Source organism: Mycobacterium sp. 48b (assembly GCF_048282725.1).
Classification (GTDB): Bacteria; Actinomycetota; Actinomycetes; order Mycobacteriales; family Mycobacteriaceae; genus Mycobacterium.
This window is the reverse complement of record NZ_JBLVUL010000001.1, coordinates 2400231-2427227: the sequence shown is the minus strand read 5'-3', so window position 1 is coordinate 2427227 and position 26997 is coordinate 2400231. Positions and strand designations below refer to the sequence as shown.

Genomic DNA, 26997 nt, shown 5'->3' with positions numbered 1-26997 from the left:
GAAGCAATGCAGGTTGCAGCCCATCCCTATCTCGCCGCTGGCGTCGCACTCGTCGGGGCCGGCGCCATCGCGATAAGTCCGGTCGCTCCGCCGATGCCGGACATCACGATTCCAGCTGTTTCGGCGGCCGAGGTGAACCTGTCTGCAGCAACCGATCCGATCCAGGCCTATGCGGATCTGTTCGCGAACACGATCGCCAACGTGTCGACCCTGATCGGCCAGGAAGTGACCGATCCTGCGCCCGTCCTGCTACAGGTGATCACGAATCAGCTCAGCACCGCGGGTTCACTCTTCATCGCCTTGGAGGGCTCGGCCACCGCGCTGGGCAATGCTCTGGACCCGTCGAACCCGTGGAGCATTCCGTCGCTGCTGCAGGACTCTCTCACCGATCTCCTCGCGGGCGACATCAACAGCGCCGTGGCCAACCTATGGAGCGCGTTCCTCACCCCTGTCGCCGGCGCTGCCCTTCCCTTGCTCGAGCCCGCCATCAACGCCATCAGGCAGCCGGTGCAGAACCTGGCCAATGTGCTGAGCAACCCGGCGATTGTGGCGATACCCGCCCTCGGCCTGATCAACGTCGCCTACCGGACGATCACCGTGGCGGGGAACGTCGGCCAGGAGATCGTCGACTCCGCCACCGCGGGCGATCCGCTCGGCGTCGTCAACGCGATGCTCAGCAGTCCTGCCGTCATCGCGGATGCGTTCCTCAACGGTGACGAGCTCGGGGGCGGCGTATTCGGTCCCAGCCTCGGTCTTCTGTCCACCCTTCGGCAGGCCCGCGAGATGATCGCTGCCGCAATCACTCCGCCCGCCGCCGAGGAGGCACGCGCGGCCACGGCCGCCACCCTGCCTTCTGCGGCGAAGGTCGTGACGCTGAATGTCAGCCCGAAGGCCGCGGCTGCATCGCAGGCACCGGCCGCACAGGTTGACACAACACCGAGCGAAACCGCTTCTGCTGCCGATGCTTCCGCCGCCGCGGACACATCGTCCGGAGTCACCACCAGGGTGGTGAAGGACAGCCTCAAGGCCGAGCCCGGAAAAACCCTGTCCACCAAACGCTCCGCTTCGGCCAAACAGGTGCGCGACGGTGTCCAGGGAACGGTCAAGAACGTGACCGACGGCCTGAAGAAGGCCGCCGAAGGACTCAGCGGCAAGAGCACGAAGGCAGGCAAGCACGCCACCGGCAAGTCCGGTGGGGCGTCGTCATCGTCAGGCTCAAGCGACGCAAGCTGATTCGCCACGAACCAGTGGGCCTCCTCGGACGAGGGGGCCCACTGCGCTTCTAGCGCCCCTTCGTCCAGCTGCCCGCGTCGCCGACGATGCCGACCGGCACGGCCCCGGTCAGGCTGACGTTCTGCACGCTCGGTCCCGCTGCGACGATCGTCGTGTCCTGCAGGATCGGCAGAACCGTCGACATGCTCCACAGCCGGGGCTCAACGGCCTGGATCACCTCGGCGATGTTCTGCGAACCATCCAGCGCTCCATCGATTTTCGGCTGGATGCTGTGGTCACAGATGCCGGTGATATTGCTGGGCGCCTGTACCAGCTCGCCCGAGTCGGGAGCCGGGATGGGCTGGGAGGATGTCGGGGTGGTGGCCGGCGCGGGCGTGGCGCTCGTGGTCGGCTTCGGGGACGACGACGGAGCGACGCCGGGAACGGCGGTCGACACGGCGGTGGCTTCCAGTGCACTGCAGCCGTACCGCGAGGCGAGGCTGGTTGCCAGGTCTCCCCCGGCCTGATGCCAGCCGACGACGGCGTCGACCCGGTTGTTGGTCAACGCATCACCGTAGAGCGCAACAGGATCCAGCGCCAGAACGGACGCGTCGATGCCGACATTGCGGAGTTGATCGGCGGCGGTGTTGGCCACGGCGATCGACGTCGGATCGTTGGACGCCACCCCCAGCACCAACGACAGCGCGGCGCCGTCCTTGGTGATGCGCTGCCTGCCGTTGTTGGGTGCCGGCGGTGCGCCGGGTGCGGGCGGCTCAGCTACGGGCTCGATCTGATAACCCGCGCCGCGCAACAGATCCAGCGCGGCCTCCCGCGACATCGCCGGAGGTGCTGTCGGTACGTATCCGGGGTCAGACGGAGAGCGCACCTGGGCCTGCGCCAGCGTCACGGTGTTGTCGTCGCCTGCTCCCACCGACGCCAGCAGGTCGACGTCGATCAGGCCGAGGATGGCCTTGCGCACCTGGGCCTGCTCCAGGGTCGGCTGCCCGCCGCGCAGGGTCAGCTGCATCACCCGGGGCGTCACGATTCTGGCGGTGCGAACATCCGGGATCGCGCTCAGCTGCGCGAAAGTCGCAGCGCCACCGTGCACTTGGGCCACCTGGGTGTCACCGTTGCGGATGGAGTCGGCGAGCGCCGCCGGCGCGCCACCGCGGCGGAACAGCACCAGATCGGGCTTGGCCGGCACGCTCCAGTACCGGTCGTTGCGGGCCAGCAGGATCTCGTCACGTTGCGGGTCGATGCTCTCCACCCGGAACTGACCGCCGGTGACCGGCATCGCCCGGGCCAGACCGGCGCCGAAGCCACCGGGGATGTCCTTGACGATGTGCGCCGGGAGGATGTCGTTGAACAGCTCCCGCCACGCCGGATAGGGCTGGGAGAAGGTCACCACGGCCTGCTTGCCGCCCTCCACCGACTGCACGCCCGTGATCAAGTCATAGCCGGCAGGGTCGACAACACCTGGCTGACTGACCATTTGGCGCCACAGGTACCAATAGTCATCGGCCGCGATCGGCGCATTGTCGGTCCACTGCGCTTCCGGACGGATCTTGTAGGTGACCGTGAAGGGGTTCTCACTGGTCACCTCGGCCGATTCGAGCAGGGTCGGATCGAGTTCCCAACGCGAACCCGTCGGCGACTTCGGGTCGGGTACCGGGCGGAACGAACTCGGCAGCACCATCGCCGAGACCGCCGCATTCACCGGGGACTGGTCCGAGAGCAGATGCGGGTTGAACCCCGGGCCGATCGAATCGATGGCCATGATGATCTGCGTCGCCTTCATCGGGGGCGGCGGCGTCGTCTCGGTGGTCTCGGTGCTCTGCGGGGCAGGCGGCGGGCTCACCGTACAGCCGCTGAACAGGAGGGCCGGCACCGAAACGAGCGCCCCGATCGTGAGCTGGGCGCGGCGGAGGGGTGTCGGCACGCCACCCAGCGTATCGACCCTGCCGGGCCGCCACAGCCGCGCACCGGCACTGCGGGACGAACAGCTCGGCAGCTACCCAGCCCGCTCGAATCGATCCAAGTCCTTCAAGGTGAAACAAACGGGCAGTGACCAGCTAGTTAGCCCTTGAACTGCCCATACGGCGCCAGGCGGCAAAGCCAGCAACAGCGAACCAGACGATGTTCGTCATTTTTGCATCCATCTCAGGTGATTCTCAGATACCGTCTGCCGTCAGCCGGAGTGACCGGCATCACACACCAGGAAGGGGACCCCGTTGCCACAGGCATTGCGACCCTACGTATCGGCCGGAATCGCGATCGCGGGCGCCGGCGTCATCGCCGCCGCCCCGCTGTCTGCTCCCCCACCCCAGGCGGCCGAGCGGACAGTCGAATTTTCGTCGGTCCAACTCTCCGGGTCGGTACAGACCCTCGTCCCGCAGTCCACCGCCGAGGCCGCGGTGAACGCCATTCCGCCGGAGCTCTCGCCGGCCGAGGCCTACCAGTACTTCGCGATGTTGACGGCGGCGTACGTGATGGACGCCATCGCCCCGATCGTCAGCAACCCGACACCGATTCTCGGCCAGGTCCTCGCCAACCAGTTCTGGTACGCGAACATCCTGACGATGGGCACCGTGACCGGGGCGACCAACCTGCTGTGGGCCCTGGAGAACGTGCCCGAGCATCTGAGCACCGCCGCCGCACAACTGATGGCGGGTGATCCCGCAGCGGCGATCACGACACTGTGGAACAACCTGGTGGTGGGTACGGTGATGGCCGTCGGGCTCCCGCTCGTCCCCGCACTTGAGATCCCCGTGGCGATCACGCAGAACATCGCCAATGTCGTCGCGACCACGCCAATGCTGGTCATGGGTCTGGGTTTTGACGTGCTGGCGACGGCGAACAGCACCGTCGGGGCAGCGACGGCGTCCATCCGCAGCATCGTCGACGCCGCCGGCTCCGGCGACCCGACCGCAGTCGTCGATGCGATCCTCACCGCACCCGCCAACATCGCGAGCGGCTTTCTCATCGGCGGCTACCCGGAGGGAAACACCGGCCTGATCAACGGTGTGGTCAAACACCTGGTGCTCGCCCGCGAGACCATCGCCGAAGCCCTCGGTGCGCCGCCGCGGGAGATTCCCGAGAGCGCCCCGGCCACCAAGGCGCCGACAGCGCTCCGGGTTGCCAGCATTGCGGCCGAAACAGAAACGGACACTGCAAAACCCGCTGCAACCGACGCTGAAACCGACCAGGCCGCGACGCCGAAGCCGCAGGCGAAGCCCACGCTCGTCCGCAACAGCGCGAAGGCTGTTCCCGGACGGGTGGGACCTGCAGGCAAACGCGGCAGTGAGGCGCCCAAACTCGCGAAGTCGATCAGCAACCGGATTACGGCCACGGTCGACAAGGTCGGTGCAGACGTCAAGAAGGCGCTCGCCAAACCTGACAAGCACGCGTCGGGCGAGAGCGGATAACTCCGCATCCACTCTGCGGTACGAGCACCGAGTCTGCGCTCAGATCGTGATTTCGGCGGATTTCACGATCTGACCGCAGACTCGGCTCAAAAAACGAAAACTATCCGCGCGCCTTGGCCCGAGCCTTGGCCCGCGCACGCAGCGAGGCCGTCAGCTCCACCTTGCGGACCCGGACCACCTCGGGAGTCACCTCGACGCACTCGTCCTCGGCGCAGAACTCCATGGCCTGCTCCAGGCCCAGGTCCAGTGGCCGCGCCAGGGTTTCCATGACGTCGGCGGTCGACGACCGCATGTTCGTCAGCTTCTTCTCGCGGGTGATGTTGATGTCGAGATCCTCGGCGCGCGGGTTGATCCCGACGACCTGGCCCTCGTAGGTGTCCTCGCCCGGCTCGACGAAGAACTGCCCGCGGTCGGCCAGCTGGATCATCGCGAACGGGGTGATCGAGCCGGACCGGTCGCTCACCAGCGAGCCGGTGTGGCGGGCCCGGATCTCGCCGGCCCACGGCCGGTAGCCCTCGAACACCGCGTTGGCGATACCGGTGCCGCGGGTTTCGGTCAGGAAGTCGGTGCGGAAGCCGATCAGGCCGCGGCTGGGTACCACGAAGTCCATCCGCACCCACCCGGCGGCATGGTTGGTCATCTGCTCCATCCGGCCCTTGCGGTTGGCCATCAGCTGGGTGATGGCGCCGACGAACTCCTCGGGGCAGTCGATGGTCAGTTCTTCGAACGGCTCGTGCAGCTTGCCGTCGATGTTCTTGGTGACCACCTGCGGCTTGCCGACGGTCAGTTCGAAGCCCTCGCGGCGCATCTGCTCGACGAGGATGGCCAGCGCCAGCTCACCGCGGCCCTGCACCTCCCAGGCGTCGGGGCGGCCGATGTCGACGACCCGGATCGACACGTTGCCGATGAGCTCGGAATCGAGGCGGTTCTTGACCATGCGGGCGGTGAGCTTGTGGCCGGAGACCCGGCCGGCCAGCGGCGAGGTGTTGGTGCCGATGGTGACCGAGATGGCGGGCTCGTCGACCGTGATGCGCGGCAGCGCGTGCGCGTGCTCGGTGTCGGCCAGGGTGTCGCCGATCATGATCTCGGGGATGCCCGCGACGGCGACGATGTCGCCGGCAACGGCCTCCTCGGTCGGGTTGCGGTCGACGCCCTCGGTGGCCAGCAGCTCGGTGATCTTGGCGTTGGTGATCACCGGCGCCCCGTCGACCTCACGCATCCAGGCGACCTGCTGGCCCTTCTTGAGCCGGCCGTTGTAGATGCGGATCAGTGCGAGACGGCCCAGGAAGGCCGAGGCGTCGAGGTTGGTGACCAGGGCCTGCAGCGGCGCCTCCGGGTCACCGGACGGTGCCGGGATGTGCTCCATCAGCACGTCGAACAGCGGGTCGAGGTTCTCCCCGTCGGGGTTCTCGCCGTTTTCGGGCTGCGTGGTCGACGCGATACCGGCCCGGCCCGACGCGTACAGCGTCGGCAGGTCCAGTGCCTTCTCGGCGGCCGCCTGGGCCTCCTCGTCGAGGTCGGAGGCGACGTCGAGCAGCAGGTCGTGGCTTTCCTCGACCACCTCGGCGATGCGCGCGTCCGGCCGGTCGGTCTTGTTGACCACCAGGATCACCGGCAAGTGCGCGGCCAGTGCCTTGCGCAGCACGAACCGGGTCTGCGGCAGCGGACCTTCCGAGGCGTCGACCAGCAGAACAACGCCGTCCACCATGGACAGGCCGCGCTCCACCTCACCACCGAAATCGGCGTGACCTGGGGTGTCGATGACGTTGATCACCGTCATGGTGCCGTCGGCATGGTGCCGGTGCACCGCGGTGTTCTTGGCCAGGATGGTGATGCCTTTTTCCTTCTCAAGGTCACCGGAGTCCATCAAGCGCTCGACCGCGTCGTCGCCACGGTGCGTCAAGGCACCGGACTGCCGCAGCATCGCGTCGACTAGGGTCGTCTTGCCGTGGTCGACGTGGGCGACGATGGCGACATTGCGAAAGCTCGGGCGTGAATCCACCCCGACATTCTCGCAGGCACGCCGGTCGATCACGAAAACGAGAGAGCCCCGTCACGTTGAAGTCCGCAAAGATCTCCGGCCTGAAGCCCAAGAAAAAGTGCTGCAGGAGCAAGCCCCGCTGCAAACGATGCCCCCTCGTGCTGCACAAAGTCCGCAAGGCCGAACTCAACGGGTTGCGCGGTAAAGAACTGGACAAGGTCTACAAACGGGCCAGGAAAACCTAAGGTTCGCGAGTACCGTTTCAGGTATCCGTCACGTTGCGATGGGCGTGCTTGGAGGTGCCGGGATGACGGTTTATGAAGCGCTCACGGTCGCTTTGATCATGGTGCTCGCACTGGGGACCACAGTCGCGATCTACGTGGGCATGGCCAACTGGATCGGCGCCTGCTACATGGTCCGATGCAGCGAATGCCACCACCTCACATTCGCGTCGGCGAACCAGCCGCAGGCCTCCTGCGCGCACTGCCGTCACCCGATGCTGCTGCACCCGCTGTACGCGACGCAGCACCCGGGCCACGCCGTGCGGGTCGTCGACGACCGGCTGCGGTACTGAGGACACTCACAGCACCGACGGAACCTTGTCGAAGGTCACGACGTAGTTGGTGTCCGTTCCCGGTGTGACGATCGTGTGGGTTTGCGCTCCGCCATCGGACCAGCTGACGAAGACCAGCTGACCATCGTCGACGAATTGCGGCGACGAGACTCCGAGGACCCGCTCCACACCCACCACTGACGTCTCGGTGTAGGAGCCGGTGTACCGCTTACCGTCGATTGTGAAGACCGCGTCCGGGTCGCTCGCGGTGAACGTCTGCGTGACGGTGTTGGGGTACACGTTGGCAGAGGAGGTCGTCGACAGGCCGCTGCTGTCGGTGACGGTCAGCCTGACCTCGTACCAGGTGTCCGCGGAGTTGTGCGGGTCGGTCGGAACGGTGATGCTGCCCGTCTTGCCGACGATGTTGCTGGTGACCGGGTGGATGTGGTCGGCGTGATGGAACACCACGGTCCAGTTGTAGGCGCTGTCGGGAAGTGTCTCGTCCTGGTCAAGAGCCGAGCCGGTGAACGAAATGGTATCGCCGGCATTGTATTTCGAGTTGTCGAGCGGTTCGCCCTGCGGTGTCGTGATCGTCAGGTCGTGCGGCGCGGTACTGCCGACGGTGACCGACTGCGTGTCCTGGCCCGTCTTCTCTCCGTCGCTCACGGTCAGCGTCACGTTGTAGGTGCCGTTGGTGTCGTAGGTCTTGGTCGGGTTGGCCTCCGTCGACGTCGTGCCGTCACCGAAATCCCAGTGATAGGTGAGGGCGGTGTTCGGATCGGGATCGCCCGAACCCTGCGACGAGAAGTTCACCACCAGAGGCGAATACCCGTTGCTCGGCGTCGCCGTCACGACGGCTGTCGGCGCCCGGTTGCCGCCCGACGGCGCGATCATCGACAGCTCACCGGGGTAGATGTTCAGTTGATAGATGTTGCCGTCCGGCCCCTGGATGAGCCGCACCGGCGTCCCCGCCTGGCCGTCGAAGGGCTGCTCGCTGACGTAGCTGCCGTAGTCCTCATCGAGAGTGAGTACCTTGATCCAGCCGAGCGTGTAGTCAGCGATGAACACCTTGCCCTGGTACTCCGCGGGAAGGGAGTCACCGGTGTACACGAGGACAGACGTGATCGAGGCGGTTCCGGCCGGCGTGTTGTGGTCGTAGGCGTAGATGGGGTTGACGTACCCGCAGCCGACGCAGACGCCTTCGGCCCCGGGCCAGCCGTAGTTGGCCCCCTTCGTCACCACATTGAGCTCTTCCCAAGACGTGTCGCCGACGTCCGCCACGAGAAGCTGGCCGTTGGGCGCAACGTCGAACCGGAACGGGTTGCGCAGCCCGTACGCCCAGATCTCCTTGCGGGCTCCGGGTGTGTCGTAGAAGGGGTTGTCGGTCGGGATCGTTCCGTCAGGGTGGATCCGCAGGATCTTGCCGTGGATGTTCGTCAGGTCCTGGGCATTGGTGCTGACCGAGTTGTCCCCCTTGGCCCAGTAGATGTAGTCGGGGCTGTCACCGGGATTGTCCTCGTAATAGATTTCCCCGCCGTGGTGAATCGGCCCGGCCGTCTGATCCGAGGCGATGAGCACCTGCTCGGAAGCCAGGATGGCTGCTTCATCACCCGACAGCGTGAAGCGCGACAGCACATCGGTGTCGTTGCCGTTGGTGTATGACACGTAGACGTAGTGGTTTTCCGCGAAGTTCGGGTCGACCTCGATGCCACCGATCCCGCTCTCGAAGTCGGTCTGCGTCGGCAGGGTCGCCAGCGTGGTCGTCCCCTGGCCCTCCTTGTAAAGCTTGATCGCCCCGCCCTTCTCGACGATGACGATGCCACCGTCGTCGGGGTTGTCCGGATCATCGGGCAGGAACCGGAAATCCACCGGTTCGGACAGCCCGGACACGATGACGGTGCGTTCAAGGTCCTCCGGCAGCCCCGCGGTGGGCTCCCCGCAAGACTGGGTCACCTGCTGAAGCGTCAACGCTCCCCAAGCCGTGACCGCTTCTGTGAAGTCGGAAACCGGTGGAGCGGAAAGTATTTGGTCGGCCTGTCGGCGCACCCAACCGAGCACGGCCCACAGCACCGGTGAGTCCGGAGTCTCTCCGGGCGCGGGACCGGCCAGAGCCGGGAGGATGTATTCGTTGATCAGCCCGCCGATCTTCTGGGCGATGGGCGCCACCGTGGTGAAGACGTTGCAGAAGCAACCCCACGCCTTCTTGACCGGCTCCGGCGAGTCCGGGCCCGGAAGGGGCAGCGGCGGGATGGTGACGGTTGCCTGTTCCTGCGTCTGGGTCTGGGTTTGCACCCGTTCGCGCAGCGTTCCCAACACCTGATCATCGGTTTCCGCCACGCCGATCGGTGGCGGGACGACGGTGACATCGGCCGGCCTCGATCGAGCGCCCAGCTTGCTCTTGTGCAGCAAATCCAGGCGTCCGGCGAACCGAGACGACGAACTCGTCACGGTTGTCTCAGGCGCGACGGCATCGTCGATCGACGGCGCCTCCTGCGGCATGACCTCGACGACGTCTGGTGCCGGATCGAGTTCGTCTGGCAGTTCAGGCGTTTCGATATCCTCGGCAGCGCGCCCAGCCGGTGTGCCGTCTTCGATATCGGCTGTGCGGGCCCCACCCGAACTGCGGATGACCACGCCGTCCCTGAGGGTGACAACAGATTTCTTGGACCGTGAGGCGGGCCGGCGTTTACCGGGGTGCTCACGCTCCTGCGTGGTCGGGACTTTGGCGTTTGAATCATCGGAACTTGTCCGGCGGGGCGTAGATGGTTCCGGATCTGTCGCGCCGGGTTGCGTATTCGCTTCCGATTGCGGTGTCGATGCGGAGTTGGTCTCCTCTGCCGATGCCACCGCGGGAGTAGTGGCCACAGCGGCGCCAAGCCCGAGAGCAACGGCCAGCGCGGCAATCCGGGCGACGTGTCTGGCAGAGGGATTCAGCGCCGGGGATCTGCGCTCGGGCCGACGATCCAGGGTCAGCCCCACCAGTGCCCGCTTCGCTGACGCCATGGCCCACCCCTGTACGCATGTCGTGATCGCACCGAAGCCCGGCGCGCCATCATTATTGCGGGTGCGTCAATTACATGCGGGCGAAATGCCGTTACTTGCGACGGGTACCAACGGGGTATGTGCCTGGCCCTAACCGCCGTAGTGCGGCATGGCATGGTCCCGAAGCTCACGCCCGGTGACCTTCTCGGCACGGATCCGCACGAAGTGATCGCGGCGCCCCTCGGCCCACGGCTGCACGAACGTCCCGGCGACCTCCACCTGATCGTCCACGTCGGTGATCGGTTCGGCGTGCCCGACGATCGTCACGCTCCAGCCCGTCCGTAGATCGGCGTCGAGTTCGTCGGCCTGGAACGCCACGACCTGGTGGTCGATGGCGGCGGTCAGCTTGGGCCCGCCGGCGACCCGGATCACCACGTCGTCGCGCCACACCCGGAAGTTGACCGGCTGCACGGCGGGCAACGCGTCCTCGGTGAACACCAGCCTGCCGACGCGCACCCGCTCCAGCAGATCCAGGCACTGCCTGCGGGTGAGTACCCCGAGTTCCTGTCCCTTCATCGGTCAACCTCCCTGTACGAGTTGCAGAGTTCCCACCGGGGTGGAGCGCCAGTGGCCGTCGCTGATGTCGACAAGACGGGCGACGGCGCGCTCGATACCGTGCGCGAGTTCGTCGACATCGGGAGCCGTGTCGTAATCGCCGATGACACCGAAGACCAGCCGGTCGGCATAACTCATGATGGCGATACCGGTGCGCAGTTGTATCGCGATCGGCGGAATCGGAAGAAGTCGGACGATCTCGCGTCCCATGACGCGCAACCGCTTCTGCGGGCCGGGCACATTGGTGGCGACGGTGACCACGCCGCGTTGCGGCAATCGGGTCAATGCCCGCACCGTCCACGCGGTGAGCGCGAACGGGATCGCGTTCGCCGCCGACACCAGGATGTTGCCCGCCTCACGTTGTCCACTGGCTTTGGCTCTGGACAGCCGTGAATGCACGGTACGGAGCTGTTGCACGGGGTCTGCCTGGTCGACCGGAAGGTATGGGAGCATCACCGACACCCGATTGTCGGTACGGTCGACGGCATCCCCGGACCGCACCGAAACCGGCACCAGGGTGCGCAACGCGTCACGCCTGGGCTTCTCGCCACGACGAATGAGCGTGTTGCGGAAACTGTCGGTGATCGCCGCCAGCGCAACATCATTGACGGTCACACCGAATTCCCGGCACACCGAGTCGACGTCGCCCAACGACACCTCGGCGGCGGCGTAGCGCCGCATGCTGGTGACCGGACCGGTCAAAGAGGTCGACGCCGCCGGCCGCAGCAGGCCGGTCACGATGTCGAGCGCACCGTGGACGGCCTGCAGGGTGGCCGCGGGCAGCCCACTCGAAATCCGCCAAGCCTTACCGACCCAGTCCACGGGGCTGAAAGTCACTGTCCCCCTGGCAGCTTGACGTTTCGCACCTCTGCCCGACAGGTCACCGTCATCGCACAGCCGACTCAGGAGCCGTGTCGCGGCGATCCCGTCGGCAATGCAGTGGTGGACCTTCAGCAGGATGGCCCACCTGCCGCCTTCGAGTCCGTCGACGACCCAGCACTCCCACAGCGGGCGGTCCCGGTCGAGCCGGCGTTCCATGACGTCGGCAGCCCAGCGGAACAGCGCCGCATCGTCACCGGGTTGCGGCAGAGCGGCACAGCGGATGTGGTGCGCAGCATCGAAGTTGGTGTCTTCCACCCATTGCGGCGCACCGAGATCGAGGGGCTGCGTGCGCAGCAGTTGATGCAGGCGAGGCGCAGTCAGGGCACGTTTCGTCAATGAATCCACGACGGTGTCCGGCCGGGGCATCGGCCCGTCCAGCACCGCGATCGCTCCGATCGCCAGGTTCGCGTGCCGGTCGGAGTCCTCCGCTTCCAGGAACCCCGCGTCGAGTGCGGTCAACTGCTCCATAGAACAATCGTCCGCCTGACGCCCCTGCTCAGGGAGGGCCAAAGGTCCCTAGTTCAGCTGCGTACGCGTCCTCACCAGCCCCGCCGCTGCGGCCGTGATCCGACCAGCTCGGACTTCTCGGCGACGTCGCGGCCGCGGTAGACGATGTAGGGCCGGAACAGGTAGCCGATCGGCGCGCTGAACACGTGCACCAGCCGGGTGAACGGCCACAGGCAGAACAGCAGCAGCGCGATCATCACGTGGATGTGGAAGTACACCGGCGCCTGGACCATCAGGTCGCCGCGGGGCTGCAGGATCCAGATCGAACGGAACCAGGGGGACACGGTCTCGCGGTAGTCGTGCTCGGCGCCCTCCGGTGTGGCTCCGATCGCCGTGCAGGCGAAACCGGCCACCATGGCGGCCACCAGAACGACGTACATCGTCTTGTCGTTGACGGTGGTGGCCATGAAGACCGGACCGGTGGCACGGCGGCGGTAGATCAGCAGTGCGATACCGACCAGGGCCGCGATGCCGGCGATCCCGCCGAGGACCACCGCCTGCAGGTGATAGATGTGGTCGCTCATCACCAGATCCATCCACGATTCGGGGATGAACAGGCCGATGACATGTCCGATGAACACCACGAGCATGCCGAAATGGAACATCGGGCTGGCGATCCGCAGCAGCCGGGACTCGTAGAGCTGCGACGAGCGCGTGGTCCAGCCGAATTTGTCGTAGCGGTACCGCCACCAGGTGCCGACGGCCACCACCGCCAGCGTCACATAGGGCACCACATCCCAGAAGATCTCCCAGCCCGACATCAGAGCACCTCCTGTACCCGGCGGGGCGGAACCGTCAGCTGAAACGGCTGCAGCCCGACCGATTCCGCGGGCGGCCCGCTCATCATCAGCCGCGACACGTCATCGACGGAGGCCAGCGACGGCAGGGTTGAGTCCACCGCTGCGACGACGGGCGCGTAGGGCGATCTGCGCTCGGCCAGCGCGCGGGCCACCACGCCGATCGGTACCCGGTACTTGGCGAGCAGCCGCCGCCCCACGTCCGGGTTGACCGTGGCGGCGAACTCCAGCACCACCGGAAGATGATCGGGTGCTTCGCCTTTCGGGATCTCGACGCCTGCGGCGCGGTATGCCTGGGTGAATTCGACCATGTCCGCGCCCCGGTTCCGGGTGTCCCCCGAGGTCCAGTAGGTCAGCAGCATGGTGCACTGCTTGTGCAGGTCGAAGGTGTCGACGTACTCCTGCTGTAGCTCCATGGTGGGGCGCAGGCTCAACCCGACGACGGTTTCGCCGAGCAGCGCCCTGGGTTCACCGGTGACGTGATCCAGCAGGCGAGCCGCGGCCTGCAGCCGGTCGGTGTGCCCGTCGTCCGGATAGGCCAGCATCAGCGAGGCGGCCTGCCAGACCAGGCGGTCCTGCATCGAGTTGTCGCGGGTTCGGTTGCGACGCTTCATCACCGATCACCACCCGGGAACATCCCTGACGGAACGCCTCTGCCGTCCCAGTTGAGCAGATTGACGCGGGACGGCCGTTCGGCGTTGGCGGCCATGCCGTCGGTGGTCTGCCGGTGTTGCAGCGCGTGGAAGGTCTCCACCGCCACCGGTACCGGTCCGCCGCTGGCCTCGCCGAAGGGGCCCGACTCGTACATTCCGGGCCCGCCTTCGAAGGACAGTGAGCAGCCGGGCTCCTCCGTCCCGGGTATGCCCTCGGTGCTGTACGCGGTCGGGATGACGTAGCGCTCCTCGTATTTCGCGAGCGCCAGCAGCCGGTACATCTCGTACACCTGTTCCTCGGTCATCCCGACCGAGGCCGGGATGTGCGGCTTGGTGTCGCGGCCGAGGTTGATGTCGCGCATGTAGGACCGCATCGCCGCGAGCCGGCGCAGCACTCCCTCGACGACGGCGGTGTCCCCCGCGGTGAACAACCCCGCCAGATATTCGATCGGGATACGCAGTGCCTCCAGCGCCCCGAACAGATTGCCGACGTCCTCGCCGTCGTGCCCGTCGCGGCTGACCGCGTCGACCACCGGGGACAGCGGCGGGATGTACCAGACCATCGGCACCGTCCGGAATTCCGGATGCAGCGGCAGCGCAACACCATAGGTGTGGATCAACTTGTACACCGGGGAACGTTGGGCGGCCTCGATCCATTCGTCGGAGATGCCCTCGGCGCGGGCCCCGGCGATGACCTCGGGGTCGGTCGGGTCGAGCAGGATCTGCCGCTGCGCCTCGTAGAGGTCTTTGTCGTCGGGTACCGACGCCGCCTCCAGCACTCGGTCGACGTCGTAGAGCACGAGCCCGAGGTAGCGCAACCGGCCCACACAGGTCTCGGAGCACACCGTGGGCAACCCGACCTCGATACGCGGGTAACACAGTGTGCACTTCTCGGCCTTGCCGGTCTTGTGGTTGAAATACACCTTCTTGTACGGACATCCGGACACACACATGCGCCAGCCGCGGCAACGGTCCTGATCGACCAGCACGATGCCGTCCTCGGAACGCTTGTACATCGCGCCCGACGGGCAGGACGCCACACACGCCGGGTTGAGGCAGTGCTCGCAGATCCGGGGCAGATAGAACATGAAGGTCTGTTCGAGCTCGAGCTTGATCTGCTCACTGACCTGTTTGAGGACCGGATCCCCTGGCACGATCTCCGGCGACCCGGCGAGGTCGTCGTCCCAGTTCGCCGACCACGACACCTTCATGGGCTTGCCGGTGATCAGGCTGCGCGGCGGCGCGGTGGGGATGTGTTCACCCAGCGGAGCCGACGTCAGGTTCTCGTAGTCGTATGTCCACGGCTCGTAGTAGTCCTCGATGGACGGCAGCTTCGGGTTCGCGAAGATCCTGGCCAGTTTGGCCAACCGGCCGCCGTCGCGCAGCCGCAGCCGGCCACGCCGGTCCAGCTTCCACCCGCCACGCCACTTTTCCTGGTCCTGATAGGTGCGCGGATAACCTTGCCCCGGACGGGTTTCGACGTTGTTGAACCAGACGTACTCGGTGCCGGCCCGGTTGGTCCAGGCCTGTTTGCAGGTCACCGAACAGGTTTGACACCCGATGCACTTGTCGAGGTTCATCACCATCGCCATCTGGGCCATGACCTTCACTGGTACTTCACCTCCTGCGAGCGGCGGCGGACCACCGTCACTTCGTCACGCTGATTTCCGGTGGGGCCGAGATAGTTCCAGGCGAACGAGTGCTGGGCATACCCGCCGGCAAGATGGCTGGGCTTGACCAGCAGCCTGGTCAGTGAATTGTGGATACCGCCACGGGTGCCGGTGGTTTCGCTCAGCGGTACGTCGATGGTGCGTTCCTGGGCGTGGTAGACGTACACCACCCCCTCCGGCATGCGGTGGCTGACCACGGCCCGGCACACCAGCACGCCGTTGCGGTTCACCGCCTCGATCCAATCGTTGTCCTTCACATCGATCTTCTCGGCATCCAACGGACTCATCCACATGGTGGGGCCACCGCGCGACAGCGACAGCATGAACAGGTTGTCCTGGTACTCCGAGTGGATCGACCACTTGGAGTGCGGCGTCAGGTACCGCACGGTCAGGCCGATACCGTCGCGGCCCAGCTTCGACTCGCCGAACAGCCGCGCCATGTCCAACGGTGGCCGGTAGATCGGCAGCTGCTCGCCGAGTTCCTCCAACCAGTCGTGGTCGACGTAGAAGTGCATCCGGCCGGTGAGGGTGTGGAAGGGCTTGAGCTCCTCGATGTTCACCGTGAACGGCGCGTAGCGCCTGCCGCCGGTCTCACTGCCAGACCACTCGGGGCTGGTGATCACCGGGACGGGTCTGGCCTGGGTGTCGGCGTAGGTGATCCGGCGTTCCTCGTTACCGATGGCCAGGTGAATCAGCTTCCGACCGGTACGTCGTTCGAGTTCCCGGAAGCCTTCCACCGCGAGCCGGCCGTTGGAGGTGCCCGACAGCGCCAGGATCACATCGGACATCCGCTCGGCCGTGGTGATCGCCGGGCGGCCCTGGCCGGCACCCGAATCCATCACCCCGAACTTGGCGGCGAGCTCGGCGACCTCCTGGTCGGGATGGGTGGTGATGCCCTTGGTGGTCAGGCCCAGGCTCTCGACCAGCGGGCCCAGTGTCGCCCACTTCTCGGCGATCGCCGTGTAGTCACGCTCGACCACGACCAGCGGTCCCATCGTCTTGCCGGGCACCGGCGTCTCACCGGTGACCCGCCAATCGTTTTCGGTGCCACCGGGATAGGCCATCGCGCCCGGGGTGTCGTGCTGCAACGTGCCCATCACCACGTCGGTGCGGCTGCCGAGGTGCCGGGCGGCGAGCGTGCTGAAGGCCCGGGCGATCGCACCGAAAGCCTCGTAATCCGACCGGGTTTCCCACGGCGGGTCGACCGCCGGACTGAAGGCGTGGATATAGGGGTGCATATCGGTGCTGGACAGGTCGGACTTCTCGTACCAGGTCGCCGCGGGCAGCACCACGTCGGAGAGCAGCGTCGTCGAGGTCATCCTGAAGTCGATCGACATCAGCAGGTCCAGCTTGCCCTCGGGAATGTCCTCGGTCCAGGCCACGTCCTTGGGCCGCAACTCCGGCCCGGTCGGCTCGGCCTGCACATTCGACGTCGTGCCCAGCAGGTGGCGCAGGAAGTACTCATTGCCCTTGCTGGACGAGCCGAGCAGGTTGGCCCGCCAGACGTTGAGCACACGAGGCCAGTTCGCCGGATTGTCGGGATCGGTGACCGCGAGTTTCAGCCCACCGCTTGCCAATTGGCCGGCCACGTAGTCGGGCACTTCCTGACCGGCCGCCTTGGCCTCGTCGACCACGTCGAGACTGGACCGGTCGAACTGCGGGAAGAACGGCGTCCACCCCATCGCCACCGCGGAAGTCATCACATCCATGGTGTGCTTGTCGCGGAATCGGCCCCGCCCCACCGGACTGGACAGCGCGTCGGCGCGGTACCCGTCGTAACGCCACTGGTCGGTGTGGGCGTACCAGTACGACGTGCCGGCCATCTGCCTCGGCGGACGGGACCAGTCGGTGCCCATCGCCATGGCGGCCCACCCGGTGACGGGACGGCACTTCTCCTGGCCGACGTAGTGCGCCCAGCCACCGCCATTGCGCCCCATCGAGCCGGTGAGCAGCAGCAGAGCCAGCACGGCCCGGTACGTGGCGTCGCCGTGGAACCACTGGCAGATCCCTGCACCCATGATGATCATCGACCGGCCACCGGATTCCTCTGCGTTGCGGGCGAATTCGCGCGCGACGCGGATCGCCTGGCCGGCCGACACCCCGGTGATCTGCTCCTGCCAGGCCGGGGTGTACGGCTGGGTGGCGTCGTCGTATCCGGTGGGCCACTCGCCGGGCAGGCCGGGCCGGTGCACGCCGTACTGAGCCAGCATCAGGTCGAACACCGTGCACACCAGGTGCTCACCGACCCGCCGAACAGGAACCCCGCGCTGCATGGTCGCGCCACTGCCGTCGACGGTGTCGAACCGCGGCAACGTGATCTCGGCGGTTTCGAAGATGTCCCCCAGCACCGTCAGGGCGGGAACCAGGTCTTCCAGATCGAGGTTCCACTTGCCGACACCGTCGGCGCCGTACCGGAACCCGAGCGAGCCCTGCGGGACCGCGACACTGTTGCTGGCACCGTCGAGCAGCACCGGCTTGAACGCCGCATTCTCCTGTTGCGCCGTCGGGCCGCCCAGATCGGCGGCGGTGAGGTTCTTCCCGGGGACCAGCACGCCGTCGCGCTCTTCGAGCTTGACCAGGAACGGCAGATCGGTGAACTTGCGAACGTAGTCGACGAAGTACGGAATCCGGTTCTGCACAAAGCATTCGTCGAGGATGACGTGGCCCATCGCCATGGCCAGCGCGCCGTCGGTGCCTGCCGCGCACGGCATCCACTCGTCGGCGAACTTGGTGTTGTCGGCGTAGTCCGGGCTGACCGTCACCACTTTGGTTCCGCGGTAGCGGACCTCGGCCATCCAGTGCGCGTCGGGCGTGCGGGTGACCGGGACGTTCGAGCCCCACATCATCAGGTACGACGCGTCCCACCAGTCGCCGGACTCGGGCACGTCGGTCTGGTCGCCGAACACCTGAGGGGAAGCGACCGGCAGATCGGCGTACCAGTCGTAGAACGACGTCATCACCCCGCCGATGAGCTCGACGAAGCGGGACCCGGCCGCGAACGACACCATCGACATCGCCGGGATCGGCGAGAAACCCGCCACCCGGTCCGGCCCGTAGGTCTTGATCGTGTGCACATGTGCGGCGGCGATCATCTCGGTGGCCTCGGTCCAGCTGACCCGGACCAGGCCGCCTTTACCGCGCGCCCGGTGATAGCGCTTGCGGCGTTCCGGATCACCTTGAATGTCGGCCCAGGCCAACACCGGATCCTTGAGGCGCGCCTTGGCTTCCCGGTACATCTCCACCAGCACGCCACGCGCGTACGGGTATCGCACCCGCGTCGGCGAGTAGGTGTACCAGGAGAACGCCGCACCGCGCGGGCACCCGCGCGGCTCGTACTCGGGGCGGTCGGGGCCCACCGAGGGGTAGTCGGTCTCCTGGGTTTCCCAGGTGATGATGCCGTCCTTGACATAGATCTTCCAGGAGCACGATCCCGTGCAGTTCACCCCGTGGGTGGAGCGCACCACCTTGTCGTGACTCCACCGATCGCGGTAGAACACGTCGCCCTGCCGGCCCCCCTGGCGTGTGACCGTACGCAGATCGCCGGAGAACTCGCCGGCGGTGAAGAACCTCCCGCTGCGCTCGAGCAACTCCTCGATCGATCCGCCGATGTGGGGCTTGGTCATTGACGCGCCTCCTTGGGCTGGGGTTCGTGGGCGTGCAGGCGCAGAGCGGTGTACCCGAAGGCCACCAGCGCCGTCGCCACCAGCAGCAGGAGCCCGACCGAGTAGTCGTGATCTACGGCGTCGTACGTCGCACCCATCACCAACGGCGGGAAGTAGCCGCCCAAACCGCCTGCGGCGGCGACGATCCCGGTCACCGAGCCCACTTCCTTGGCGGGTGATCGCCGGGCCACCCAGGCGAACACGCCGCCGGTGCCGATGCCCAGGAAGACCGCCAGACCGATGAATGTCGCCGCCGACCAGACATCGGGCGGCGGCTGGAACATCGCGATGAACGCGAGCGCCGCGGTGCCGGCGAAGGAGGCGAGCACCACGTACTTGGGTGGGATGCGGTCCGACAACGCACCGCCGATCGGCCGGGCCAGCACCGCGGCCAACGCGAATCCCGCTGTACGACTGCCTGCTTCGACGGCGGAGAACTCGTACACGTTCTTGATGTAGGTGGGCAGGTAGTTGCTGAACGCCACGAATCCACCGAAGACCACCGCGTACAGGAAGGACATCTCCCACGTCACGGGAAGTTTCAGCGCCGACTTGAGCTTGGGCAACACTGGATCGGTGTTCGGTTCGAACGCGGGCGCATTGCGCATCGCCACCAGACACAACACCGCGGTCAGCGCCAGGGCGATCGCGATGATGAGGTGGGTCTGGAACAACCCGAACCACCGGACGAATCTCGGCGTGAAGAATGCCGACAACGCCGTGCCGACCATGCCCATACCGAACACGCCGGTCGCGTAGCCGCGACGCGAGGGCTCATACCAGTTGTTGGCGAAAGGAATTCCGACCGCGAAGATGGTGCCGGCGATGCCAAGGAAGAATCCGCACACCAACAACATCGGGTAGGACCTGGCCTCGCCGGCCGCCCCGACGGCCAGCACCGGCACGATCGAGGCCAGCGTCACCGCGAGGAACATCGTGCGCCCGCCGTACCTGTCGGTCAGTGCGCCGACTGCAATCCGGCCCAGCGAACCGACCAATATCGGAGTGGCGACGAGCATCGAAGCCTGCGTGCTGCTCAGCTTCATGTCGCCGGCGTATGTGGTGGACAGGGGGCCGATCATGTTCCAGGCCCAGAAATTGATGGCCGAGACCCAGGTGGCCAGCAAGAGATTCATGCTCTGCCCTTGGCCCAGGTACGGCGTACTTGCCGTGGTCACCACAACAGCAAAACACCATGTTCCTGCGGTCGCGTCACTTTCCCGGAAACGTTGCAGCCGGTTTCATGGAAATGTAATCCGCAACACCAATGTGTCGAAATAAATCCTGTTGCGCGGTCGCCTTATTGCGCGAGCCGTCGTGCAAGCACCCGAAATCGCGTCATTTCAGGTACTTTCACGCCTTCTCGGCGAAGAAGAAGAGAGTGCGGCGGCCAACTCCGGGAGCCAGGCCCGATCGGCAGGCACCCAGGGCAGGTCATCGAGCTCATCGGCCGTCACCCAGCGCAGAGCCCGGTGATCGTGTGGCTGCGGACTGCCCGATGTGAGGGTGGCCCGGTAGGCGCGCAGCGTCATACCCGCCTTCAGCGGGACCTCTACCCCGAGGCGGGCACCGACACGGACCTCGACGCCCAGCTCCTCGCGCAGTTCGCGCGCCAGGGCGTCGGCGTCACTCTCGCCGGCGGCCACCTTGCCGCCCGGCAGCTCCCACAGCCCGGCGAGCTCTGGCGGCCGTTGCCGCTGAGCGACCAACAACCCGGTTTCCGAGAACAGGGCACCGGCCACCACGATCTGCTCATCCATCGCGCCCGACGGTATACCGTCGGGTATGGCCGTGTTATCGAACGATCAGGTCGACGCCGCACTGCCCGATCTGCCGGGCTGGGAACGCGCGGCGGGCGCCCTGCGCAGATCCACGAAATTCCCGACGTTCCTCGACGGCATCGACGCGGTGCGCCGCGTGGCGGAGTTCGCCGAGGAAAAAGACCATCATCCGGATATCGACATCCGCTGGCGCACAGTCACGTTCGCGCTGGTCACGCATTCCGCCGGCGGGATCACCGAAAAGGACATCCAGATGGCCAAGGAGATCAACCGGATTCTGTCCGACCAGCCCGGCTAACCGCGATCCAGGCCAGCGTCGCCAGCGTCGCGACGATGTAGATCAGCCCGGCCCAGGCCAGGTACCAGGGCCGGCTGATCACCCAGATCGTCGGCTGGGCGAAGCTGAGCAGCCACGGCACCCCGACCAGCGTCAGCGCCAGCCACCCCCAGCCCAGGATCCGTGCGCCCAACCGGTCGGCCAACGGCCCGTGCAGCAACCAGATCATCAGCGGGATCAGCCAGACCCAGTGGTGCGTCCACGAAATCGGTGACAACAGCAACCCGAACAGGCTCACGATCACAATGGCGCCGAGCCGGTCGGCGCTGCCGCCGACGGCCCGCCACGCCAGCACCGCAAGAACCGCGGTGACGGCGATGCCGAGCAGCACGGCCGGGCCGTACCCGGCGTCATGGCCGAGGATTCGGGAGATCCCGCCACGCCAGGATTGGTTGAACGACGTGCCGATCGGCCCGATCCGGTCGGCATCACCCAGCAGTTCGGTGAAGTACAGACGCGCCTGATCCCCGATCACCAGCACCGAGACCGCGACCGTCGCGAAGAACACCACGGCCGAGAAGATCGCGGTGGCCCACCGGCGTGCGCCGACGAAGTAGAGCCCCGACACCGCGGGCGTGAGTTTCACCCCGGCGGACAGGCCCACCAGCAACCCCGACAGCCACCAGCGATTGCTGTAGACGGCGTAAAGCACGGCGAGCACCAGGACGACATTGACCTGTCCGTAGTCGAACGTGCTGCGCAACGGTTCGGTCCAGATGCCCACCGCGGTCCACAACATCGCGATCCGCCGCGGCGCCGGCCCGCCGAGCAACAGCTGGCTGATCCGGACCACGCCGTACAGCGCGGCGACGATGCCGATCTGCCAGCAGAACGCGACCAGCCCGAACGGCAGCAGATGCAGTGGATAGAACACCACCGCGGCGAACGGCGGATAGGTGAAAGGCAGTGGGAAATCCGGTGTCTGGTCCGCGTAGACGTAGTCGTAGAGCGCGCCGGCGTGCCCGTCAAGAGTGGCCGCGCCGCCGACATAGACGTGTAGGTCGACGAAGTTGGCGCCGTTGGGGACGAGGTACGTCCACGCCAGGCGCGCCGCAATGCTGAGGACCAGCAACACAGGCGCCAGACGGTAGAGCCGCGCGGTTGCTGAGACGTGGGTGGCCGGTTCGGTGTTAACGGACACGACTTTAGCGACCCGCCTGGTTCGTCATCCCAGGGGTTTGTCACGCCGGCCCAATGTCACGCCAGCCGTATGTCGCAGCGGCCGGATGTCACGCCAGCGGGCCGGATGCCGCAGCAGCCGGATGTCACGCCAGAGTGGCTCTCGACGACGAGTGTCACGCTGGAGTGCCGAGGCACCGCACACTCGCCCACATCGTCACGCTGGAGTGGCTGCCGAGGTCGAGCGCCACTCCAGCGTGACATCGGGGTGACGGCTTCGCCGGAGCGACGCCGGCGCCAGGGCCGGGACGACACCGGGCGCGGCCGCGCATCACGCCCAAGGCACTGCCTGATAACGAATTCAGCCGGTGCAGTAACGGTTGAATAACCGCCACACGTGTCCCTTGAGTAACACCAGTAACTCGATAGTTTCGGCTGCAGACGTGCAAGCAACCGATTGGGAGAACCATGATCTTCACCTGGAAAGCTGTTTCCACCAGCATGATCGCGGCCGCCGGCGCAGTCCCGGTCGCGTTGGCCCTCAGTGCCGCAGCGAACGCCGAACCGGTGGCCCCGGCCCCGGTCCCGGCGCCGAACCTGCCGATCGTCAACCAGCTCGCCGGCGTGCCGGCCGCCGCGCCGCAACTGCTGCAAGGTGTGACCTCCGCGTTGACCGGCACCCCCGCCGCAGCACCGGCACCTGCCCCCGGGGCCACCGCATCGGTGACCCTGCCGCAGGCGCCTACGGCCGTCGCACCGGCAGCGGCCAACGCACCACTGGGATCGCTGGTGCCGGGCTTGCCCGCCGCACCGGCTGCCGCCCCGGTTGCAACGGCTCCGGCGGCTCCGGTCGCGGGCCCCGCATCACTGATCCCCTCGGCCGAGGTGACGATCCCGCAGGTGCCCGGGATGCCGATCCCGCTGCCCCAGAAGGTGAACATCCCGGGCGACCTGGCCTCGCTGGCTCCGGTCGCGGCTCAAACGGCGCTGCCTGCCACCGCCGCGGCGGCCCCGTTGGCCCCGGTCGCCGCAGCGGCAGCTCCGGCAGTGGCAGCTCCCGCGGCTGCGGCTCCCGGACTGAGTAACCCGGGTGTCGCAGCGCTGGCACCGCTGCTGACCGCCGGCCTGCCCTGATCCCTGAACTGGTCTGACCGCCCGAAACGATTGGGAAAGACATGTCACCCCGCAAGTCACCGAAAAAGTTGTTCGCCAGCGCCATCGCGGTCGGTTCGTCGGCTGCGTTGCTGTTCGGCTCCGGAGTAGCCAACGCCGATCCGGCGCCGGCACCGTTGCCGATCGACAACGTGCAGGCGCCGGGCCTGCCGGCGATGGAGGGTCTGAGCCCGATCATCCAGCAGGCTGCAGCCGATCCCGGAGGCGCGGTGCAGCTGTTGATGGCAGCCGCGCAGGCTTTCGCTGCCAACAAGCAGGAATCGGCCGAATCCCGCAATGTCGCGACGGCGGTCAACCAGTTCGCAGCCCAGCCCGTCGCCGCACCCGAGCATGTTCCCGCTCTGGGTGCCGGCGGCGACGCTCACCTGCCGATGGGTGTCGACCCGGCCCATGCGGCCGGGCCGGCCCCAGAGGCACTGCCCGCTCCCGCCCCGGCCCCCGCACCGGCTGCTGCCCCCGCACCGGCCCCCGCGCCCGAGGCCGCGCCCGCACCGACCCCGGGCGCTGTTCCGGCAGCGGCCACGATCCCGGCCCCGGCTCCGGCACCTGAAGCTGCGCCTGCGCCCGCGCCTGCTCCGGCCCCCGGCGCGGATGCTGCTCCGGCGGCCGCCGGAGCCCCTGGCTTCGGGCCCAACACGCCGACGAAGCAGGACTTCATGTACCCGTCGATCAGCAACGGCTGCCTCAAGGACGGCGGAAACGTTCTGGCGACGGCGATCTCGGTGGCCGGCCCCGCCACGATCCCGCTGCCCGGCCCGAAGCCGGGCCAGACCGCGTACGTGTTCACCGCGATCGGCACCCCCGGCCCGGCCGCTGAACAGAAGCTCCCGCTCAACGCCACCTGGGTGAACCTGACGACCGGCAAGTCCGGCAGCGTGACACTCCAGCCGCGGTCGGACCTCAACCCCGAGGGCCCGACCACGCTGACCGCGATCGCCGACACCGGATCGGGCAGCATCATGACGACGATCTTCGGACAGGTCACAACGACCGAGATGCAGTGCCAGTTCATGCCCACCATCGGATCCACGGTGGTGCCCTGACCACATCAGATAAATGGGGAAACGAAATTCCCGGTCGCTTGCCTCATGGCAGGCGACCGGGAATTTTGTTGGGGGCTGAAAGTTTTGCGGCCTCTAGTAGGCCATGAAGAGGATCATTTCCCGGTCGTACTCACGCCCGGGGTGCTGCTGAGCCAGATGCGCCTGGGCCTTCTCGACCAGGTCGTCCTCGTCGCTCCCACTTATCGCTTCGCCGCACGGGCAGTTCAGGTGTGTCTTCGCCATATGTTCACCATTGCATAGGTCGTCTTCCTACAAAAGGATCTAGTCATGGGTGGTGCCGCTCGGCAGCGTCGCTCCGTCGGGTCTGCGCACAGATCGCGATTTCGCGCCAAAACACGATCTCACCGCAGAGTCGGCGCAGGAATCAGCTCTTGGCGGCCTTGGCTTCCTTCGCGGCGGCCTTCATCTGCTTCTTGTAGGTACGCACCTTCTGCAACGACCCGGGATCGACCACGTCGGCCACCGACATAAAGCTGCCGGCCGTGCCGTAATCCCCCGCGGCCTCACGCCAGCCCGCAGGTGTCACGCCGTACTGCTTGCCCAACAGTGCCAAGAAGATCCGGGCCTTCTGATCGCCGAATCCGGGCAGCCGCTTGAGCCGGCGCAACACCTCTTTGCCGTCAGGCTCCCCGCTGGTCCACAGGGCCGTCACGTCGCCTTCGTATTCGTCGACGACGGCCCGCGCCAGATCCTGAACCCGCTTGCCCATCGACCCCGGAAACCGGTGGATGGCCAGGGTCTGCGACACCAACGCGATGAACTCGTCCGGGTTGTAGTCGGCGATCTTGGCGGCATCGACATCGCCGAGCCGGTCGGCGATCTTCTTGGGCCCGGCGAACGCCGTCTCCATCGGGATCTGCTGGTCCAACAACATCCCCACCAGAAGCGCGAACGGGTTGGACTCCAGCAGAGCGTCGGCCTCGGGATCTTGGACCAGCTGCAGTTTTCCCACGTCGCCAGTCTAGGACTACACAGGTTTTTGACGTCTGCGTCGGTGCGGTGTGCGAATGTGTACGCGATAACCGGTGAATATGCCCATAGGAGTTGGACATGAGACGCGTCGTTGCACCTCTTTTTGCAGCGGTGGTTACCGCGCTTGCCTTGGCTGCCACGGCCAACGCCATCCCTGATCAGGGCACGCCGGAATTCGACAACTACATGCAGGGCCTGGAGCGCAACGGATTCCACTTGAATCCCGACACCGCGTGGCGCGTCGCCCACCAGGCGTGCATGGGCGGCATCCCGGGCTACATCGGATTGGAACTGGCTGCGCAAGGCGTTTTCGGCCCCGGCTCCGAGCAGCGGGTGTACGACGTGGCCAGAAAGTACGCCTGCCCCGTTCAGTAAGCGGTTTAAGGTTGGCCGCACGATGTCCGGCGAGGTTGCAGTCGCGCTGGCCCTGGCGCTGATCCTGGCGGCGGTCGCCGCCGTCGTGGTGGTGCGCACCCGGCGGGTGGTGGCCACCCCCACCGAACGTGCCGTGCACGCGGCGCTGCACACCGCGGCGCAGGCGGCCCGCGCACTGCGCCAGGGCTTGGACACCGAATCCGCCCAGACCGCCGCGCCGTACCTACGCGAGTTGACCGGTACCGCGGGGCTGGCCCTGTACGACGAGGACGCCGCCCTGCTGGCGCGCGACGACGATGACGACACCATCTGGCAGCCGGACACCGTCGATGTCTGCGCCGACACCGCCCGGGAGTCGATCACCGCGGGCCGTCGCGTGCTGCTCACCGCACGCTCGACGGCTGTCGTGGCCCAGCCGCTGCTGACCGAGGGCGGCGAGGTGCTCGGCGCCCTCGTCGTGCTGGCACCGGCCAGCCCCGGCCCGGGCATGCTCGGCGCGGTCGGCGAGGTCGCCCGCTACGCAGCCAGCCAGATCGAGCTGGCCGAGCTCGACGCGTCGCGGGCCCGGCTGGACCGGGCCGAGGTGCTGGCGCTGCGTGCCCAGATCAGCCCGCACTTCATCTACAACGCGCTCAACACAATTGCGTCGTTCGTGCGCACCGACCCCGACCGGGCCCGCGAACTGATCCTGGAATTCGCCGACTTCACCCGCTATTCATTTCGGGCGGCCGGGCAGTACACCACGCTGGCCGACGAACTGCGCAACATCGACCGCTACCTCACCCTGGAGCGCGCCAGGTTCGGCGCCAACCTTCGCGTGCGGCTGCAGGTGGCCCCGGAGGTACTCAACGTCGTGGTGCCGTTTCTCGCGCTGCAGCCGTTGGTGGAGAACGCGGTGCGGCACGGCTTGGCCGGCAGCGGTGGCGGATCGGTGGAGATCGTCGCGCGCGACGCGGGCGCCGAATGCGTGATCACCGTCGAGGACGACGGCGCAGGCATGGATCCGGAGAAGCTGCGCGCCGGGCCCGGTGACGCACTGGCCGACCGCACCGGCGAATCCGCCCACGTCGGGCTGACCAATGTGGACCATCGGCTGCGCGCGGCCTTCGGCAACGACTACGGTCTGGTGGTCGAGACGGCGGTCGGCGCGGGCTCCAAAGTGGTGATGCGCGTGCCGAAGTTCCGCTCAGGGGTCCGAGCCGGCGGAGGTGCGTTCGCATGAGCGATCTCGCGAGCG

22 protein-coding genes are annotated in these 26997 nt (G+C 66.8%); 8 read left to right on the top strand and 14 right to left on the bottom strand.

Features of this window, described 5'->3' with window-relative positions; genetic code table 11:
* Positions 1-6 precede the first annotated feature (6 nt).
* Complete coding sequence (locus ACNQR1_RS11845) at positions 7-1233, top strand: hypothetical protein (protein WP_418046230.1); 1227 nt, start codon at positions 7-9, stop codon at positions 1231-1233.
* A gap of 49 nt (positions 1234-1282) precedes the next feature.
* Here the strand turns inward: ACNQR1_RS11845 and ACNQR1_RS11840 are convergent, their stop codons facing one another.
* On the bottom strand, positions 1283-3160 hold the full coding sequence (locus ACNQR1_RS11840) for an ABC transporter family substrate-binding protein (protein ID WP_418050342.1): 1878 nt from the start codon (positions 3158-3160) through the stop codon (positions 1283-1285).
* 283 nt (positions 3161-3443) lie between these two features.
* Between ACNQR1_RS11840 and ACNQR1_RS11835 the strand changes: the two genes are divergently transcribed.
* Positions 3444-4637 carry a hypothetical protein gene (locus ACNQR1_RS11835; protein WP_418046229.1) on the top strand — a complete coding sequence of 398 codons (1194 nt, stop codon included), beginning with the start codon at positions 3444-3446 and terminating at the stop codon, positions 4635-4637.
* 100 nt (positions 4638-4737) lie between these two features.
* Here ACNQR1_RS11835 and typA read toward each other — a convergent pair whose 3' ends face one another.
* Complete coding sequence (typA, locus tag ACNQR1_RS11830; protein WP_418046228.1) at positions 4738-6639, bottom strand: translational GTPase TypA; 1902 nt, start codon at positions 6637-6639, stop codon at positions 4738-4740.
* 286 nt (positions 6640-6925) lie between these two features.
* Between typA and ACNQR1_RS11825 the strand changes: the two genes are divergently transcribed.
* Entirely contained in the window at positions 6926-7192 is a 267-nt protein-coding gene (locus ACNQR1_RS11825; protein ID WP_044519838.1) for a hypothetical protein, read from the top strand.
* A 6-nt stretch (positions 7193-7198) separates the two neighbouring features.
* Here ACNQR1_RS11825 and ACNQR1_RS11820 read toward each other — a convergent pair whose 3' ends face one another.
* The 9 genes from ACNQR1_RS11820 to ACNQR1_RS11780 form a co-directional block, all read right to left on the bottom strand.
* Positions 7199-10174: a PQQ-dependent sugar dehydrogenase gene (locus ACNQR1_RS11820; RefSeq protein WP_418046227.1), complete on the bottom strand. Its 2976-nt coding sequence runs from the start codon at positions 10172-10174 to the stop codon at positions 7199-7201.
* A gap of 129 nt (positions 10175-10303) precedes the next feature.
* Positions 10304-10729 (bottom strand): pyridoxamine 5'-phosphate oxidase family protein, encoded by a 426-nt coding sequence (locus ACNQR1_RS11815; protein ID WP_418046226.1) that lies wholly within the window; start codon positions 10727-10729, stop codon positions 10304-10306.
* Between the two features lie 3 nt (positions 10730-10732).
* Positions 10733-12118: a WS/DGAT/MGAT family O-acyltransferase gene (locus ACNQR1_RS11810; RefSeq protein WP_418046225.1), complete on the bottom strand. Its 1386-nt coding sequence runs from the start codon at positions 12116-12118 to the stop codon at positions 10733-10735.
* Between the two features lie 71 nt (positions 12119-12189).
* Positions 12190-12918 carry a respiratory nitrate reductase subunit gamma gene (narI, locus tag ACNQR1_RS11805; protein WP_418046224.1) on the bottom strand — a complete coding sequence of 243 codons (729 nt, stop codon included), beginning with the start codon at positions 12916-12918 and terminating at the stop codon, positions 12190-12192.
* Complete coding sequence (gene narJ / locus ACNQR1_RS11800) at positions 12918-13568, bottom strand: nitrate reductase molybdenum cofactor assembly chaperone (protein WP_418046223.1); 651 nt, start codon at positions 13566-13568, stop codon at positions 12918-12920. The genes narI and narJ overlap by 1 nt, the downstream gene beginning before the upstream one ends.
* Positions 13568-15217, bottom strand: a complete 1650-nt coding sequence (gene narH, locus ACNQR1_RS11795; RefSeq protein WP_418046222.1) for a nitrate reductase subunit beta — start codon at positions 15215-15217, stop codon at positions 13568-13570. The genes narJ and narH overlap by 1 nt, the downstream gene beginning before the upstream one ends.
* A complete protein-coding gene (locus ACNQR1_RS11790) occupies positions 15214-18900 on the bottom strand; it encodes a nitrate reductase subunit alpha (protein ID WP_418046221.1) in 3687 nt (1228 codons plus the stop codon). The genes narH and ACNQR1_RS11790 overlap by 4 nt, the downstream gene beginning before the upstream one ends.
* Positions 18897-20075 carry a nitrate/nitrite transporter gene (locus ACNQR1_RS11785; protein WP_418046220.1) on the bottom strand — a complete coding sequence of 393 codons (1179 nt, stop codon included), beginning with the start codon at positions 20073-20075 and terminating at the stop codon, positions 18897-18899. Before ACNQR1_RS11785 ends, ACNQR1_RS11790 begins: the two co-directional genes overlap by 4 nt.
* 207 nt (positions 20076-20282) lie before the next feature.
* Positions 20283-20699, bottom strand: a complete 417-nt coding sequence (locus ACNQR1_RS11780) for a (deoxy)nucleoside triphosphate pyrophosphohydrolase (RefSeq protein WP_418046219.1) — start codon at positions 20697-20699, stop codon at positions 20283-20285.
* A 25-nt stretch (positions 20700-20724) separates the two neighbouring features.
* Between ACNQR1_RS11780 and ACNQR1_RS11775 the strand changes: the two genes are divergently transcribed.
* Positions 20725-21018 (top strand): 4a-hydroxytetrahydrobiopterin dehydratase, encoded by a 294-nt coding sequence (locus ACNQR1_RS11775; protein WP_036448162.1) that lies wholly within the window; start codon positions 20725-20727, stop codon positions 21016-21018.
* On the opposite strand, the gene ACNQR1_RS11770 is transcribed toward ACNQR1_RS11775, so the two are convergent.
* On the bottom strand, positions 20987-22198 hold the full coding sequence (locus ACNQR1_RS11770; RefSeq protein ID WP_418046218.1) for a mannosyltransferase: 1212 nt from the start codon (positions 22196-22198) through the stop codon (positions 20987-20989). The genes ACNQR1_RS11775 and ACNQR1_RS11770 overlap by 32 nt on opposite strands.
* Before the next feature lie 446 nt (positions 22199-22644).
* Between ACNQR1_RS11770 and ACNQR1_RS11765 the strand changes: the two genes are divergently transcribed.
* Positions 22645-23310 carry a hypothetical protein gene (locus ACNQR1_RS11765; RefSeq protein WP_418046217.1) on the top strand — a complete coding sequence of 222 codons (666 nt, stop codon included), beginning with the start codon at positions 22645-22647 and terminating at the stop codon, positions 23308-23310.
* Positions 23311-23351: 41 nt separating this feature from the next.
* Positions 23352-24392: a hypothetical protein gene (locus tag ACNQR1_RS11760; RefSeq protein WP_418046216.1), complete on the top strand. Its 1041-nt coding sequence runs from the start codon at positions 23352-23354 to the stop codon at positions 24390-24392.
* Positions 24393-24485: 93 nt separating this feature from the next.
* On the opposite strand, the gene ACNQR1_RS11755 is transcribed toward ACNQR1_RS11760, so the two are convergent.
* Together ACNQR1_RS11755 and ACNQR1_RS11750 are read right to left on the bottom strand one after the other, a co-directional pair.
* A complete protein-coding gene (locus ACNQR1_RS11755) occupies positions 24486-24635 on the bottom strand; it encodes a DUF1059 domain-containing protein (RefSeq protein WP_418046215.1) in 150 nt (49 codons plus the stop codon).
* Positions 24636-24777: 142 nt separating this feature from the next.
* Positions 24778-25365: an HhH-GPD-type base excision DNA repair protein gene (locus tag ACNQR1_RS11750; RefSeq protein ID WP_418046214.1), complete on the bottom strand. Its 588-nt coding sequence runs from the start codon at positions 25363-25365 to the stop codon at positions 24778-24780.
* A 98-nt stretch (positions 25366-25463) separates the two neighbouring features.
* Here ACNQR1_RS11750 and ACNQR1_RS11745 point away from each other — a divergent pair, with 98 nt between their 5' ends.
* Both ACNQR1_RS11745 and ACNQR1_RS11740 read left to right on the top strand, forming a co-directional pair.
* Positions 25464-25760 (top strand): DUF732 domain-containing protein, encoded by a 297-nt coding sequence (locus ACNQR1_RS11745; RefSeq protein WP_418046213.1) that lies wholly within the window; start codon positions 25464-25466, stop codon positions 25758-25760.
* A gap of 22 nt (positions 25761-25782) precedes the next feature.
* A complete protein-coding gene (locus ACNQR1_RS11740; protein ID WP_418046212.1) occupies positions 25783-26982 on the top strand; it encodes a sensor histidine kinase in 1200 nt (399 codons plus the stop codon).
* The last annotated feature ends 15 nt before the right edge of the window (positions 26983-26997 follow it).

Excerpts from the sequence above, each read along its gene's own strand:
- ACNQR1_RS11845 (WP_418046230.1), top strand. The coding sequence starts at position 7 with ATGCAGGTTGCAGCCCATCCCTATCTCGCCGCTGGCGTCGCACTCGTC.
- ACNQR1_RS11825 (WP_044519838.1), top strand. The coding sequence starts at position 6,926 with ATGACGGTTTATGAAGCGCTCACGGTCGCTTTGATCATGGTGCTCGCA.
- ACNQR1_RS11820 (WP_418046227.1), bottom strand. The coding sequence starts at position 10,174 with ATGGCGTCAGCGAAGCGGGCACTGGTGGGGCTGACCCTGGATCGTCGG.
- ACNQR1_RS11815 (WP_418046226.1), bottom strand. The coding sequence starts at position 10,729 with ATGAAGGGACAGGAACTCGGGGTACTCACCCGCAGGCAGTGCCTGGAT.
- ACNQR1_RS11810 (WP_418046225.1), bottom strand. The coding sequence starts at position 12,118 with ATGGAGCAGTTGACCGCACTCGACGCGGGGTTCCTGGAAGCGGAGGAC.
- narI (WP_418046224.1), bottom strand. The coding sequence starts at position 12,918 with ATGTCGGGCTGGGAGATCTTCTGGGATGTGGTGCCCTATGTGACGCTG.
- narJ (WP_418046223.1), bottom strand. The coding sequence starts at position 13,568 with ATGAAGCGTCGCAACCGAACCCGCGACAACTCGATGCAGGACCGCCTG.
- ACNQR1_RS11790 (WP_418046221.1), bottom strand. The coding sequence starts at position 18,900 with ATGACCAAGCCCCACATCGGCGGATCGATCGAGGAGTTGCTCGAGCGC.
- ACNQR1_RS11785 (WP_418046220.1), bottom strand. The coding sequence starts at position 20,075 with ATGAATCTCTTGCTGGCCACCTGGGTCTCGGCCATCAATTTCTGGGCC.
- ACNQR1_RS11780 (WP_418046219.1), bottom strand. The coding sequence starts at position 20,699 with ATGGATGAGCAGATCGTGGTGGCCGGTGCCCTGTTCTCGGAAACCGGG.
- ACNQR1_RS11775 (WP_036448162.1), top strand. The coding sequence starts at position 20,725 with ATGGCCGTGTTATCGAACGATCAGGTCGACGCCGCACTGCCCGATCTG.
- ACNQR1_RS11765 (WP_418046217.1), top strand. The coding sequence starts at position 22,645 with ATGATCTTCACCTGGAAAGCTGTTTCCACCAGCATGATCGCGGCCGCC.
- ACNQR1_RS11760 (WP_418046216.1), top strand. The coding sequence starts at position 23,352 with ATGTCACCCCGCAAGTCACCGAAAAAGTTGTTCGCCAGCGCCATCGCG.
- ACNQR1_RS11755 (WP_418046215.1), bottom strand. The coding sequence starts at position 24,635 with ATGGCGAAGACACACCTGAACTGCCCGTGCGGCGAAGCGATAAGTGGG.
- ACNQR1_RS11745 (WP_418046213.1), top strand. The coding sequence starts at position 25,464 with ATGAGACGCGTCGTTGCACCTCTTTTTGCAGCGGTGGTTACCGCGCTT.
- ACNQR1_RS11740 (WP_418046212.1), top strand. The coding sequence starts at position 25,783 with ATGTCCGGCGAGGTTGCAGTCGCGCTGGCCCTGGCGCTGATCCTGGCG.